The 14,729-nt window shown below is 65.9% G+C and carries 9 protein-coding genes; 2 read left to right on the top strand and 7 right to left on the bottom strand.

The features are described from left to right. Positions 1-27: 27 nt before the first annotated feature. Positions 28-2,292 carry a sensor histidine kinase gene (locus tag CYFUS_RS43730; protein WP_232537145.1) on the top strand — a complete coding sequence of 755 codons (2,265 nt, stop codon included), beginning with the start codon at positions 28-30 and terminating at the stop codon, positions 2,290-2,292. An 86-nt stretch (positions 2,293-2,378) separates the two neighbouring features. On the opposite strand, the gene CYFUS_RS43725 is transcribed toward CYFUS_RS43730, so the two are convergent. From CYFUS_RS43725 to CYFUS_RS43705, 5 genes are all read right to left on the bottom strand, one after another. Beyond that, positions 2,379-3,896 carry a peroxidase family protein gene (locus tag CYFUS_RS43725; RefSeq protein ID WP_095990614.1) on the bottom strand — a complete coding sequence of 506 codons (1,518 nt, stop codon included), beginning with the start codon at positions 3,894-3,896 and terminating at the stop codon, positions 2,379-2,381. A gap of 57 nt (positions 3,897-3,953) precedes the next feature. Then, on the bottom strand, positions 3,954-4,484 hold the full coding sequence (locus CYFUS_RS43720) for an AidA/PixA family protein (protein ID WP_095990613.1): 531 nt from the start codon (positions 4,482-4,484) through the stop codon (positions 3,954-3,956). A 51-nt stretch (positions 4,485-4,535) separates the two neighbouring features. After that, positions 4,536-5,060, bottom strand: a complete 525-nt coding sequence (locus tag CYFUS_RS43715) for an AidA/PixA family protein (RefSeq protein ID WP_095990612.1) — start codon at positions 5,058-5,060, stop codon at positions 4,536-4,538. Between the two features lie 71 nt (positions 5,061-5,131). Then, entirely contained in the window at positions 5,132-6,307 is a 1,176-nt protein-coding gene (locus CYFUS_RS43710; protein WP_095990611.1) for an FAD-dependent oxidoreductase, read from the bottom strand. Between the two features lie 39 nt (positions 6,308-6,346). Continuing rightward, positions 6,347-8,086, bottom strand: a complete 1,740-nt coding sequence (locus CYFUS_RS43705) for a flavin monoamine oxidase family protein (protein WP_198316341.1) — start codon at positions 8,084-8,086, stop codon at positions 6,347-6,349. 326 nt (positions 8,087-8,412) lie between these two features. Between CYFUS_RS43705 and CYFUS_RS43700 the strand changes: the two genes are divergently transcribed. After that, positions 8,413-11,181 carry an AbfB domain-containing protein gene (locus CYFUS_RS43700; protein ID WP_095990609.1) on the top strand — a complete coding sequence of 923 codons (2,769 nt, stop codon included), beginning with the start codon at positions 8,413-8,415 and terminating at the stop codon, positions 11,179-11,181. A gap of 79 nt (positions 11,182-11,260) precedes the next feature. On the opposite strand, the gene CYFUS_RS43695 is transcribed toward CYFUS_RS43700, so the two are convergent. Further along, a complete protein-coding gene (locus CYFUS_RS43695; RefSeq protein WP_095990608.1) occupies positions 11,261-12,349 on the bottom strand; it encodes a YcjF family protein in 1,089 nt (362 codons plus the stop codon). Positions 12,350-12,394: 45 nt separating this feature from the next. Continuing rightward, on the bottom strand, positions 12,395-14,713 hold the full coding sequence (locus CYFUS_RS43690) for a LysM peptidoglycan-binding domain-containing protein (RefSeq protein ID WP_095990607.1): 2,319 nt from the start codon (positions 14,711-14,713) through the stop codon (positions 12,395-12,397). Positions 14,714-14,729 lie beyond the last annotated feature (16 nt).

Raw genomic sequence — 14,729 nt, 5'->3', positions numbered from 1 at the left:
CCGTGGTCGGCCAGTGACCTTGCAACCATGCAGCCATCGTCCAATCTCCGCGCCCCCCTGGCCCGCTCGACGCTCCTCAAGATGGGGGCGCGCATCGGGGTCATCATCGCCCTCTCCACGCTCTTCAGCTACCTCCACATGCTGCACACCCTGCGCACGGAGAGCCTCGAGCGGATGGAGCAGTCGGTCGTGAAGCGCGGCGAGCACGAGCAGGCCATCTTCCTGCTGGCGGAAGACAACCACGCCCTCTTCAAGAAGACCCTGAAGGAGCGGATCCGGGAACTCCAGCAACACGAAGAAGAGGTGGGTGCGCGCTTCGACAGGCTCTTCGTGCGGCAGTCCGATGGCACGGTCCGCACCCCGCCTGAAACCACCGATGGAACGAGGATGATTCAGGCCTTCATTCCAGCCAGGGTGAGCCTCGACATCGGGTTTCGTACCCGGTTCCTGGCCGTATACGACGTGCTCTCCTGGTACGCCCCCGCCTTCCACATCCGCTTCTCGACGACCTACGTCACCTTCCCGGAGGGCGCGATCGCGGGCTTCTGGCCGATGCTCCCCACCTGGGTCCAGGAACTCCCGCGTGACTTCTCGGTGGCCGCCTACGAGGATTTCCCCCTTGCTCTGCCCGAGAACAACCCCCAGCGGCGCACCGCCTGGACCGGCATCTTCAAGGAGGTCGTCTCCAATCTCTGGCTGACCTCGGTCACCACGCCGGTGGACCTGGATGGCCGCCATATCGCCTCGGTCGGCCACGATGTCCTGCTCGACGAGTTGATGACGCGCACCATCAATGATCATCTTCCGGGTGCCTACAACCTGCTCTTCCGCGACGATGGGCAGCTCATCGCCCATCCCGAGCTGAAGCTGGAGGGCACCACCAGCGCCTACGACATCCTGAGCAACACCGGACAGCCCGAAGTCGCCGCCAGACTCCTCGGCTCCGCGGGAAAAGCGGCCCACCTGCGCGCCATCTTCGAGCGGGTGAAGGGCCGCCAGCCCGGCCAGACCCTCCTGGAGCTGCCGGAGTATGGCGAGTATGTCGCCGTCACCCGACTGCGTGGTCCTGGTTGGAATCTCGCCACGGTGCTGCCCGAGCACGTGGTGTCCCAGCCCGCCCTGCTCGCGGCGCGCTACGTGCTGCTGCTGGGCATCCTGTCGTTGCTGCTGGAGCTGGTCATCATGTACCAGGTGCTCCGTCGGCAAATCACCCAGCCCCTGCATGCCTTCATCCAGGCCACCGACAAGGTGGCGGCTGGAGACTTCCAGGTGGTGCTGGACACCGCGCGCCGCGACGAGCTGGGACAACTGGCCCAGGCCTTCCGGCTCATGGCCGACGAGGTGCAACGGCGCGAGGCGGACCTGCGCCAGGCCAACGAGGGACTGGAGCAGCACGTGGAGGAGCGCACCCGCGAGCTCAAGGATGTTCACCTGCAGCTGGTGCAGACGGCCCGGCGCGCGGGCATGGCGGAGATCGCCACCAACGTGCTGCACAACGTGGGCAACGTGCTCAACAGCGTCTACACCTCCGCGCAGATGGCCAAGGAGCGGATGAGTGGGATGCGGCTGGAGCACGTGGGGCGGGTGGCCCACCTCATCCAGGAGCACCAGGAGGATCTGTCCACCTTCTTCACCCAGGACGGGCGGGGGCGTCACCTCATGCCCTTCCTGGACAAGCTGGGGCAGAGCCTGGTCGAGGACCGCCAGGAGGTGGTGTCGTTGCTGGATGACGTGGGCCGCTATACCGAGCACATCGGCGACATCGTCAAGGTGCAGCAGAACTACGCCCGGATTCCCCGAGTGCACGAGCAGGTGTCACTGCCAGGGCTGTTGGAGGATGCATTGCGCATCAACTTCGCGGGGCTGGTGCGCCACCAGGTGAAGGTGCAGCGTGACATCGCGCCCCTGCCTCCGGTGATGACCGACAAGCACAAGACGCTGATGATCCTGGTGAACCTGGTGAGCAACGCCAAGTACGCCATGGATGTGGTGGCACCGAGCGAGCGGCTGCTGACGGTGAGGCTGGAGGAGGTGGGCGAACGGGTGCGCATCTCCATCCATGACAATGGCATGGGGATCGCGCCGGAGATGCTCACGCGCATCTTCCAATACGGCTTCACCACGCGCGAGGAGGGACACGGCTTCGGTCTGCACTCCAGTGCCATCGCGGCGCAGGAGATGGATGGCTCCTTGACCGTGCACAGCGATGGGCCCGGTCGTGGCGCTACCTTCACCCTGGAGCTTCCCTTCATCCCCGTCGCCGCGCGGCTCTCCTCAGGTGGGGGCTGCTGAAGGACACGGAGCATGGGGCCATCGAGCTGCGCATCGATGGCTCCACGGCCACCGCACGTGACGGATTCCAGGATGCTCCCAGGGGCTCAGGGCGTGTAGGCGTCCGAGATCTTGAGGAGATCCGCCATGGTGAAGGAGCCGTTGCTCCCGTAGGTGGGCTTCCACCCGGCGTTGTGGAGGAACGAGGAGGGGTCGTTGAGCAGGATGCCGAAGAAGACCTCGCCGACGATCCGTCCCCCGACGGGGCCCAGGAACCGGCCCTGGTTGGCGAGCCTGGCCTCCTTGAGGATGTAGTACCAGAGCGGCGCCACGTCGCTGTTCCAGGAGGGCGGCAGGCCGAGCTGGGAGTTGGTGTACTGCGTCTCGCCCAGTGCCTTCGCGATCGTCTGCCCGGCGGGCAGGTTGTACTCATTGTGGCGAAGGAGATTGCGCCCCGCGAGCGAGAGGTAGAGCGGATCCGGCTGCTGGGTCCCGGGATTCGTGAAGCCCTCGTAGCCAGGAATGGCCGCGGAGGGCAGCGCGAGCAGCTCGGAGGCCAGGAACGTGTCGAAGAGCTTGCAGGACTGCGGCTGGGTATTCGGATCCGTATTGAAGAAGTATCTCCAATCGATGCGGTTGCCCGGGGGCAGGAACGTGCCGGGCATGTGGGCGTCGAAGACCTGCTGCTGGGTGATCTCGACATTCACCCGGTAGGTCTGACGGACCGTCGAGTGTCCCATGCGGTAGGCCGCGGCCGAGAACTCGACCGGGATCTCCAGGCTCGTCTGCGTGTAGTACTGCGGACCGTTGGCGACGAGCTTGTCGAAGAGGCTCTGCCCGATGAACCGTGGCAGGAAGTCGTAGTAGACGATCCACTGGTAGTGCCAGCGAACGAGCTGCGACGCCGCGTCGAAGAGGTCCGGCCCCGAGTACTGGCCGCTCAGGTCCTTGACCACCTGATTGTGGAACTTGATGAAGGCCAGCTCGATCTGGCTGACGAAGAGGTTGTCGTCGTTGCGCGGGTCGCCAATGATGGCCGTGCCGACCGGGTTGCGGCACACGTCGTAGTTGGGGTTCTGCGTCGTGCCGTAGACGAGCGTCGCTCCGTCCTTCTTGTAGAGGAACGCGTCGAGGACGGGTCCCCGTCCGTAGACATTCCCGAGGTCGAGCGTCGGCGTCAGCGCGTTGCGCGTCTGATCGGGATCCGTGCCGACCTGGTTGATGTTCGAGTACACATCGAACGTCATGTCGTGATCGAGGAACTGGCCCAGGAAGGTGAACCCCGCGGGAATGGAGGGGTTGTCCTGCGGCGCGGAGCCGGCGTTGAGCTCGTCCATCGGCCCGCCCGGCGTGGTCAGCGAGCGGATGTCGTCCTCGTCGAACACGGAGGCCGGGAGGCTGGGGAACATCCGGGTGAAGTCGGTGACGGTGGGCCCGTTGTCCGTTCCATTGTCGGAGCCGAGGGGATAGCCCGAGAACCGCGTGGGCCGCCGCACCGTGTTCCGCGCGACGTTCACCTTGTTGCCTACGGGGCGCGTGGGCAGCGGCCCCACCTGGGTGCCGCGGTGGAAGGGGCACCCGCCCGACAGGACGGCATGACCCTTGGGTTTGCTCTTCTCACTCATGTGGTTGTCACTCCTTGTGGGCTTGAAGGTTGTGAGCTTGAAAGGGGAGCGCTGCGATCACGACTGGGTGATGGTGAGGAACGGATCCCAGTAGAAGTACCCGACGGGGTTGCCCTGGTCGTCCACGAGCATGAAGTAGAGCTGGTAGGTGACCTGTCCCGGGTACCTGGCCGTCGACTGGAAGTAGAAGTCCTTGTAGGGCTGGCTGCCGATCGAGGTGACGTTGTTGCCGTTGATCACGGGGGTGGGGATCTTGATCGCCGCCTCGTACGGCGCCGGTGTCGTGATGTCGTTACCCCCCGCGGAGACGTTCATCTGGTAGAGCAGGGTGCTGGGGCCCGTGTTCAGCGTCAGGGAAGCGGCTCTCCAGCGGATGGTGTCGCTGGTCTTGACGGCGACGCTCAGTTCGTCCTGCGCCTCCATGTTGTTCGCCTCGCCGCGCTTCACGAGCATGTAGACGTACTTACTGGCATTCCCTCCGAGGTTCGTCGGGCTGCCCTTCGTTCCCGGCTTGGAGGCATAGTCCTTCAAGAGGCTCTTCGCGTCGATGACCGTGAGGATGTCGATGAACGGATCGGTGCTGGACATGGTCTTGTCTTCCTTTTGTCTTGTGGAGTCGGGGGCCGAAGCGGTCTGGTCTCAGGAAATGGAGAGGTTGGGATCCCACTTGAAGTAGCCGAGGACGTTGCCGTCGTTGTTCGTGATGGCGAACGAGAACGTGTAGGTGACCTGGCCGGTATTCAGGCCAACGGCCTGGAAGTAGAAGTCGGTGAAGGTCTGCCGGGTCTCCCCCGTGACCGTGCCGCCGCTGACCGTGGGTACCGGGACGTACACCGAGGGGTTGATGGGTTGCGGCGGGGAGATCAAGCTCTGCCCCTGCGTGATCAAGCAGGAGTTGAGGATGACACTGTACTCGGTGTTCATCGTCAGGGAGGCGGCTCGCCAGCGGATGAGGTTGTTCGTCTTGACGGCGACGTTCAGGTTCGACGTCGCCTGTCCGCTGACCACCTCGTCCCCCTTCACGAACATGTAGACCAGGTTGGAGTTGGTCCCGATGTACGTGGGCTTGGCGGGGTTGGTGCTCAGGTTGCCCTGGAACTGCTCCATGATGCTCTCGGCGTCGACGACGACGAGGACGTCGATGACCTGCTCGGTGTTTGCCATGATTCTTCTCCTGTGGGTTGTCTTCGAAGGGGATGCTACGTGCTGGTTTTCGAGGGCGACTCGAGGGTCCCTCAGCTCGACAGGATGATGTCGGGCCGATGGATGGAGAACGGCGCGATGTTGAACTGCGTCGTCCCCGAGAGCGCGAGCTCGCTCAGGATCTTCCCGAGGATGGGCGTGAACTTGAACGCCTGCCCCGTGTCGCCCGTGAACAGGACGATGTTGTCGTGGCCGGGGACCAGGTCGACGACGAAGTTCGTGTCGGGCGTCATCGTGTAGAGGCAGCCCACCGCGTTCATCGCCGTGGACTGGAGCCCGTTGACGTGGGCCAGCATGAACTTGTCCAGATAGGACAGCATGCGTGGGTCCGGTTGGGGCGGTGAGGTGGGCGGGAGCGCGGACTTCTGGAAGGTGAAGTCCGTTCCCACCTTGATCTTCCCGGGGGTGAGCAGCGGCGGGAGCCCGTAGTAGGTGCCGCCATCGTCGCCATCGGGCGTGCCGAAGTAGAACCAGAGCGGGTAGTCGTAGCTGTACTGGTCCACGCCGTAGTACGCGTACGTCATGGTCCAGATCTCGAGGTTGAGCTTGACGGAGAGGCTCGAGAGCACCTGGTTGGTCCAGGCGGAGGGGACGAGGACCAGCTTCGCCGCGGTGTAGTCGCCCTGGTTGGTGGTGACCGTGACGGAGGTGGGGCCCGCGGTCCGGATCCGGCTCACGGTCTGGTGCGCCAGGAGCGTCACCCCCTGCTTCACACAGAGGTTGCGCAGCGCCTGGAGGGCCACGTTGGCGGCGATGACCGCGCCCATCGACTGGGAGACACCGACGCTGCTCGAGTCCAGGCCCTTGAAGACGGGATACGTGGACTCGAGCTGGCCCTCGGTGTAGCTCGCGAAGGGAATCCCGAGCTCGCTCATGACCGTCTCCGCCTGCGGGATGTTTCCTTCCGGCGTGTTGAGCCCGTCCGGAGTGCCGAAGAAGAGCAGTCCCGTGTCCGTGAGGATCCTGCCCTGCCCGTTCTCGCTCTCGATCTGCCGCCAGAGCGGATAGGCGGATTGCGCCAGCAGCGCGAGGAGCGGGTCGGAATACATGACCCGGAAGAAGCGGGACTCACCCTTGGAGGAGAAGTAGTCGTTGTTGAAGTCGAACTGGTCGAGGAGCAACACCTTCTTGCCCGCCTTCGAGCACCAATAGGCGGTGGACAGGCCGATGGCTCCCGCGCCAACGACAATCACATCATAAGCAGCCATGTTGGATGTTCCTTTCCTGGTAACCCGGACGGGCTGCTCTCACCAGCCGAGGTAGTAGTCGGCGTCCAGCCAGCTCGGCCACGAGACGTCGAAGTGCTCCTGGAGCATCTTCTCGGCGACGCAGAAGGCCCCCTCGATCCAGCCCTGCTGATCGGAGTACGCCTCGCCGCAGATGTGGATCCGCTCGTCCGGCTTGGGCCGCCGCATGTACGGCATGACGGATTTGACATCCACTCCGGCCTTCCAGGCGTGGTAGCCGCCGCCGAAGGGATCCCTCGTCCAGTCCTTGAAATACGAGACATACGGCTCGGGGACCGGATTGGTCGGGCCGTGCAGCTCGCGCAACTGGCTGACGGCTTCCTGGACCATCACCGCGGACGCCTGGAGCGAGTCGACCTCGGCGAGCGCCTCGCGCGTCGCGAACCGCGTGGGCCGGGTCTTGAAGCGTGCCTGGCTCAGGTGGGAGGTGGACTCGAGGACCGACCAGAACGAGGTGGTCCGCATGTCGTTGTAGCTGGCCAGGAGGATGGAGTGGCTGTTGCTCGGGTCCGTGCCGAAGTAGTAGCACTGGCGCATGGGCAGGTCGGTGAGCGACTCACCCGCCGTGGCGTTGAACTCCTTCGTCCACCACGGTGTCTCGAAGCCCATGAGCAGCTTGAACGAGGGCTCGGGAATGGTCGCGTCGATGTTGCGCCGCAGGGGCATCTGCTGCCCCCCCTCGAAGAAGAAGTTGTCCTGGTCGAGCAGCTCGAGCGAGCGGCGGGGCATGGCGAGGACGATGACGTTCGCGTAGACCGTCCAGGTCTTCTGGCTCGCCTGATTGACGAGCGTGAGGGCATATTTGTAGGGGCTGCCTTCCGGCGCCTTGTTGAAGGTCTGGAGCCGGTTCTGCCCCCAGATCTTGGCGCTCACCGGGCCGCCATTCAGCTCGACGAACCGCTGCGCGAGGATGTTGGCGATCTGGTCATAGCCCCCATCGATGGTCCTGTAGCTGACGTCGGCTTTCGAGAAGTCACCGACCATGTAGGGGAAGGCCTCGGCGGCGTTCCAGTTGATGGTGTTGGAGTAGTACCCCCCGGCCACCGACAGGAATTCATAGGCCTCTTCCCCCACCTGATCCTTGATCAGGTTCCAGAAGCCCATGTCGTTGACCTTCATGCCCTTGTACGGGCCGTCTTTCTGGTAGGTGAGGTTGGGTTTGATGTCGTCCCAGTCCTGGGCGGTGAGCTCGAACGTGTACTGGTAGGGCTTGAGGTTGCTCACCTTCGTGCCATGGTTCTCCACGAACCACGGGTCCGCGACGAGCACGTCATAGATGACCTTGTTGAAGAGCTGGTCCGAGTTGAAGCCGACGAGGTCGTCGCGCAGGTAGTAGTGGGTGGCGAACTTCTGGTTCTGCTGCTGGGCGTTGGTCCACGCATCCGCCTTGAAGCGCTGCGTGCGCATGTAGCGGTAGTGGTTGGCGTCATCGCCCAGCGGGAAGTCCACCGACGTGAGCTCGGAGGAGAAGATATCCTCGATGAGCGTGGTGACGATCTCCTGCGACCGCAGGTAGCGCATGCCGCCGATCTCCGCGGCGATGGAGATACCTGGCAGATAGACGGACTCGAGGCGCCCTCCGATGCGGTCGCTCAGCTCGAAGACGTGGACCTTGTTCGGTCTGGAGGCCTCGTTCTTGTACTCCCCATCGAGCAGGCGCCATCCGCTGTAGACGCCAGAGACTCCGGCTCCGATGATCGCGACGTCGACCTGGAGCCCGTCATCCATGCCAAAGTCCATGGATGGTGCATTCACTCTTGTCATTGTTCCCCCTGGGTTCAGACCGGCCCCCCGGCGCCAGGACTGTTCTGCAATGGATGCACCAGTCTCCTGGGGGGGCCGTTCCCCTGGGATTCCAAGGGTTTATGAGTGCGAGGGGAACGAGCCGAGGGACGCTCGACTTGTCAGTCCTCCGTGCTGACACGTCCGATGACAGGTCAGGCCGCTATTCCGCCGGGTAATGAGGAATAATGGTTTTCCTGTTAATTCGCGAAAAATTCAGGTAGACGGAGCGCGAAGCGGACCCGTGCCGGATGCCCCCTCATGCCGGGCCCGTGGAGGAAACCATGACCCGATCCCCTGGACTCTCGCGTGTGGGGAGCGCCGCCCTGCGGCTGCTACCTCTGTTGTGTGGCTTGTTCCCATGGCATGGCGCTCAGGCCGCCTGGGCGCTCAAGACGCCTCCCCTGGCCACGCAGTGGACCGCGCAGGTCTCCCCCACCAACGCCCTTCCGGAATATCCCCGGCCCCAGATGGTCCGCGCCGACTGGCTCAACCTCAATGGGGAGTGGCAGTTCGGCAACGCCACCGCCGGCCAGACGCCTCCCTTCGGCCAGAACCTCGCGGAGAGCGTCCTCGTTCCCTATCCCATCGAGTCCGGGCTCTCCGGCATCAAGCGGCACCAGGACCGGATGTGGTACCGCCGCACCTTCACGGTGCCCTCCGGCTGGAGCGGCCGCCGCGTCCAGCTCAACTTCGGCGCCGTGGACTGGGAGGCCTCCGTCTACGTCAACCGCCAGCTCGTCGGCACCCACCAGGGTGGTTTCGACGCCTTCAGCTTCGACATCACCAACTTCCTCAACGGCGGCACCAACGAGATCATCGTCGGTGTCTATGATCCCACCGACGCGGGTGGGCAGCCGGTGGGCAAGCAGACCAACAATCCACAGGGCATCGAGTACACGGGCGCCTCGGGCATCTGGCAGACGGTGTGGCTGGAGCCCACCCCCTCCGCGCGCATCACCCGGCTGGACATGACGCCGGACGTGGGTGGCTCCGCCCTCCGCCTCACGGTGCAGGGCGCGGGTATCGCCGGCCAGACCGTCGAGGCCGTGGCCTTCGATGGCTCCACGCAGGTGGGCAGCGTCACTGGAGCCGTGGGGTCGGAAATCCGCATCCCCGTGCCCTCGCCCAAGCTGTGGGCTCCCGAGAGCCCCTTCCTCTATGACCTGCGCGTGTCGCTCAAGAGCGGCACCAGCACGGTGGACCAGGTGTCGAGCTACTTCGGCATGCGCTCCATCGGCCTCAAGCTGGTGGGTGGGGTGCTGCGCCCGGTGCTCAACGGCCAGTTCGTCTTCCAGGTGGGCACGCTGGATCAGGGCTACTGGCCGGACGGCGTCTACACCGCGCCCACGGACGCGGCGCTCAAGTTCGACATCGAGAAGCACAAGGAGCTGGGCTTCAACCTCATCCGCAAGCACATCAAGGTCGAGCCCCAGCGCTGGTTCTACTGGGCGGACAAGCTGGGCATCCTCGTGTGGCAGGACATGCCGTGCATGGACTCGGGCAAGACGCCCACGGCCGCCGCGCGCACCCAGTTCGAGCTGGAGATGCGCGAGATGATCGACGAGCACCGCGGCTCGCCCTCCGTCATCACCTGGGTGATCCAGAACGAGGGCTGGGGCCAGTATGACCAGAACCGGCTGGCGGCCCTGGCGAAGAGCTGGGACCCGAGCCGCCTGGTGGACAACATGAGCGGCATCAACTGCTGTGGCGCCGTGGATGGTGGCAACGGGGACCTGGCGGACTGGCACGTCTACGTGGGCCCGGGTTCCCCGCCCGCGTCGTCCACGCGCGCCGCGGTGCTGGGCGAGTTCGGCGGCCTGGGTCTGAAGTACGACGGCCACGTGTGGAGCCCCACCGGGCAGTTCTTCTACTACGAGCTGGTGCCCGACAGCGCGACGCTGACCAGCCGCTACCTGGGCCTGGTCCAGGGCTTGCGGTCGCTGATGAACCGGCCGGGCCTGAACGCGTCCGTCTACACGGAGATCACCGACGTGGAGGGAGAGGTCAACGGCCTGTACACCTATGACCGCGCCGTGCTCAAGGTGGATGCCGCCCAGGTGCGCGCGGCGCACCTGAACCTGATCGCCGCCTCGCGCCAGCTCAACAGCCAGGGCCTGCTGGGCTCGGGTCAGCACCGCTCCCTGCAGGTGCTGACGCCCGGCTACACCAACCGCTACCTGCGCCACTCCGACAGCCTGGGCTTCACCGAGGTGGTGGACAGCGCCGGCAGCGGTACGCTCAAGCAGGACGCGACGTACAAGATTGTTCCCGGCCTGGCGGACGCCTCCTGCTACTCCTTCGAGCCGCGCAACTTCCCGGGCAGCTATCTGCGCCACTTCAACAGCCGCATCCGCCGGGACACGCGGGACGGCACGGCGCTCTTCGACCAGGACGCCACCTTCTGCGCCCGCGCGGCGCTCGATGGCTCGATGGCCGTGTCGTTCGAGTCCAAGAACAAGCCCGGCTTCTACATTCGCCACCGCGGCGGCGAGGTGTGGGTGGACGCTCTCGAGAACACCACGGGGTTCAGTCAGGACGCGTCGTGGGGCATCGCGTCGCCGTGGTGGCAGAGCGAGGCGAACGTGCCCATGGGCGCCTTCCAGTCCATCCAGGTGACGACGTCCGGCTACACCAACCGCTACCTGCGCCACTACGACAGCCTGGGCCACACCGAGGTGGTGGATGGCAACAGCAACGCCACGCTCAAGCAGGACGCGACCTTCAAGCTCGTGCCCGGCCTGGCCGAGTCGAGCTGCTACTCCTTCGAGTCGCGCAACTACCCCGGCAGCTACCTGCGCCACTCCAACAGCCGCATCCGCAGGGACGCCTCCGATGGCTCGGCGCTCTTCAAGCAGGACGCCACCTTCTGTGCCCGGCCGGGTCTGTCGGGCTCTGGTGTCTCGTTCGAGTCCTACAACTTCCCCGGACGCTACCTGCGTCACTACTCCGCCGAGGCGTGGATCGCCTCGGGGGTTGGGACGGGCTGGGACTCGGCCGGTAGCTTCAACGTGGACGCGACCTGGAACGTCGTGGCGCCCTGGGCGCCCTGAGTCGGGACGTCCGGCCCATGGACCGGGGAGGTGGAAGGCCCTTCGGCCCGCCTGCTTCCCGGGTCCGGCGCTCCAGCCCTCAGTGCGTGGAGCGGGGCCGGGTCAGCTCCTCGCGGAAGGCCTCGGCGATCTCCTGCTCCGAGGGGGTGCGTTCCCGGTCGCGCTCGAACAGGCGGGTGAGCACGGACACGTAGGCCTCGCCGAAGATGGTGGTGATGGACGCCGCCGTGGTGCCGGAGATGAGCGCCCCGGCGAGCGTGCCCGCGCCCGGCACGAACTTGAGCAGGCCCGAGACGATGGACTGGCCGGACACGGTGGCCATGAAGCCGCCGCCCGCCGCGCTGATGAGCGTCGTCAGGAAGAGCTGGCTGGGAGACAGGCCGAAGGTGGCGCTGACGCTGGCGAGCATGCCGATCTGGATGGGCACGAGCACGAGCGCGTCGGAGAAGGGGATGGGCGAGGCCCCCGTGAGCGCGGCCGTGGTGGCGGCTCCCGCGACGATGAGGCGGGCCCGCGCCTTCTTCTGCGCCACGCTGACCTTCTGCGCGGCGGCTAATGCATCGCGTTGAGCCTCGGGCACGAGCTGCATGGTGAGGTCGATGAGCTCCACGAGGCCGCGGGGCTCGAGCACGTGCCCCTCGTCGTCCTGCTCGCGCAGGGCGCGCACGCGCACGACGTTGCGCGCCATGGGCAGCAGCTTCTGGACCTCGTCGCGGAAGCCGCCGTCCGCGCGCGCCTTGGTGATGAGGGCCACGACGGGCATGTGCCGGGCGAGCATCTCGGCCATGGCGGACTCGCCGGGCTCCACGCGGCGCGAGTCCTCGGAGACGCACACCCAGGCGATGTGCAGGTGGTTCCTCGCGTCCGGATCCTGGGCGCGGGACCGCACCTCGCGCTCCAGTTGCTCGACGGTCTCCCGGTAGCGCTCCATCTCCAGCCCGCGCGTGTCGAGCAGGGCGACGGGAATGCCGTCCTTGGTGTACTCGCGGGCGTTCTGGGTCACGGGGCGCCCCTGGCCCGTCTCCGCGAGGTTGCCCTGGAAGACGGCATTGATGAGGGTGCTCTTGCCCACGCCGCTGCGGCCCGCGATGACGATGTTGACGCGGCCCCGCTTGCGCAGGGCCTCCTCGAGCTGCCGTCGGACCTCTTCCGCGAGATTGAATTCCACGTCGGGTGCTCCGGGGGAGGGGATATCGGGTCCTGGCGTCTGGGGCTACGCCGGCCCGGGAAGGGAACTCTTGGGCAGGTCCTTCGCGGTCAGGGCCTTGCCGGCGGTGGTCGGGACGAAGCCGATGGCCCAGGCGTAGTTCGACAGACACGACTCCACCGTGTACCGCACGCCCCCCTTGGCCAGCAGGCCATCCGCGATCACGAGTGCCTCCTGGCCCTCGTGCACCAGGACGCCCACGTGGCCCGCGTGGCCATGCCCGCCGACGGTGTAGTGCCCGCCGGTCTTCTGGACGCTGCGGTTGAGGGCGGGACCAAAGACAATCACGGCGCCCTCCGGCAGGGCCCGAAGCGCATTCACGCTCTCCGGGGCGGCCGCTCCGCTCCTGCCATTGCCGGGCAGGCACTTCGTGCAATCGGCGAAGCCGAGCATCCGCAGGGTGTGGGCGAAGAACTTGGCGCTCTCGTTGGCGGCCGCGGACTTCTGCTTGCCGGGAGTCACCCTGCCCCCCTCGCCGATGTTGCTCCGGCTGCTCACGTAGTAGCCCAAGGTGCTGCCCGACACCCAGGTGCCCGTGCTGTAGTCATACGCCTGGTTCTTGATGATTCCGTCCGCGACGCGGGGCCGGCTCCCCGCGTAGGTGTACCCCGCGGTCTGCAGCAGTTCGCTCACGCCCCGGGCACAGGCTCCCAGGTTCTTCAACTTGAACCGCTGGCGGGCCGCCGCCGCGAGCTTCGCGAGGGTGGCGGCATGTCCCTTGGTCGATGACGTCGGGCCATGGGTCGGGGCACTGTTCCCGCCTCCTGGGAGTCCGATGGGGAAGGACGGCACATCCCAGGGATTGGGCTGCTGCGCCGCGACCGCCGCGCCCTTGCCCGAGCAGAGGGCCTTGAACGTGCCGCCGCCCGGATCGACGCGGCCGTCTGGGTTCCGCATGCCCATCGAGCTTTGGAACTCGGTGATGGCCGAGACCGTCAGCGGGTCGGCCCGGCCGTTGACTGGCAGCAGCGCGCGTGGCGGCAGGCGGTGCGCGTTGAGCAGGGTCTGGACCAGGCGGACATCGGCGTCCGCGTTGTGGCCTCCCGTGCCGACCGAGCCGGTGAGGGTTCGCTGTTTTCCGGACGAGGCGCTGGTACCCGGGGAGGATGGCGAAGGGGACGACGCCGTGGCCGAGGAGGCGTGGGACGGATCCAGGCCCCGCACCTTCTTGCCATTGGCGGTGATCATTCCATCCTTGTCACCTTTGAGCTGGAAGTCCTTCGCGTCCACCAGCTTCTGCAGATCGGTCACGCGGCTTCGCGAGCCCTCGAGCATGCTGGCATGGTCTTCGTTGCCCTCCTTCCTCGCGTCATTCGCGAGGCGTGTCAGCCGGGCCTTTCGCTGGTGGTTGAATTCCGTGAGGAATTCCGCCTCCGTATAGGATTTGCCTTTCAGGGCCTCCGCGGTCTTCTCGCGCACCTTGGACAGACCGCCCTGGATGTTGGTGTCGTAATACATGATGAAGGCGAGCGGGGTCTTGAGCTTGTCCTTCTTCGCCCCCTGCTCGGCCGTGGGCCAGTAGTTCTCGGCGAACACCGAGTCCTGGATGGTGCTCATCAACGGATCATTCGCCGCCTCCAGGAGCAGCTTCTTGAAGGTCGCGTCCGTGCGCAGCGAGGTGTCCTTCTTGCTGATCTTGTCCTTGTATCTGGCCAGGCCCTTGGCCGCCTCGGAGCTGGATTGCTTGACGTACTGGGTGATGATGATGCCGAGCGTGCCGGAGGCCAGCGTGGCCTGGTGCTTGCCGTAGCTGACGATTCCCTTGTCCTTGGTCTGGTAGGTGCTGGCCTTGCCTCCCTCGAAGGCTCCGGTGATTCGGAAGGCGACCTCCCGGATGGCGTCCGCCGAAGGAGCGGAGGCGCTCTTGGGCGTCGGCGAGGCCTGCGCACTGGTGGGGGCGGCCTCGTTGTTCGGGTGCGAAGGGGCGGCCGTGGTCGTGGGAGCGGCTCCCGCGGGGGGGATCCTCAGCTCCTGGCCGACCCAGAGCAGGCGGGGATCCACGAGGCCATTGGCCTTCGCCAGCTCCGATGCGGAGAGCCCGTAGCGCTGCGCGATCTGCGGCAGGGTCTCCGACAGGAGGACCCGATGGGTCCGGGGCCGCACGGAAGAGGTCAGGGGCGGGGGAGGGCGAGCCGGGGGCGGGGCCTTGGGCGTGGACTGGGCCGGGGCGCTCTTCACCGGAATCCGCAGGGACTGGCCGACCCGGATGCGGTTGGCATCCTTGATGCCGTTGAGGTGGGCGATGTCATCTACGGTGACATGGTGAGTTCGGGCGATCGCGGACAGCGTGTCGCCCGGTTTGACCTTGTACTCGGTTGGGGTCATGCGCCTTCACCGCCAG

This window comes from Cystobacter fuscus (assembly GCF_002305875.1).
Lineage (GTDB): Bacteria > Myxococcota > Myxococcia > Myxococcales > Myxococcaceae > Cystobacter > Cystobacter fuscus_A.
This window is presented reverse-complemented; position numbering and strand designations above follow the sequence as displayed.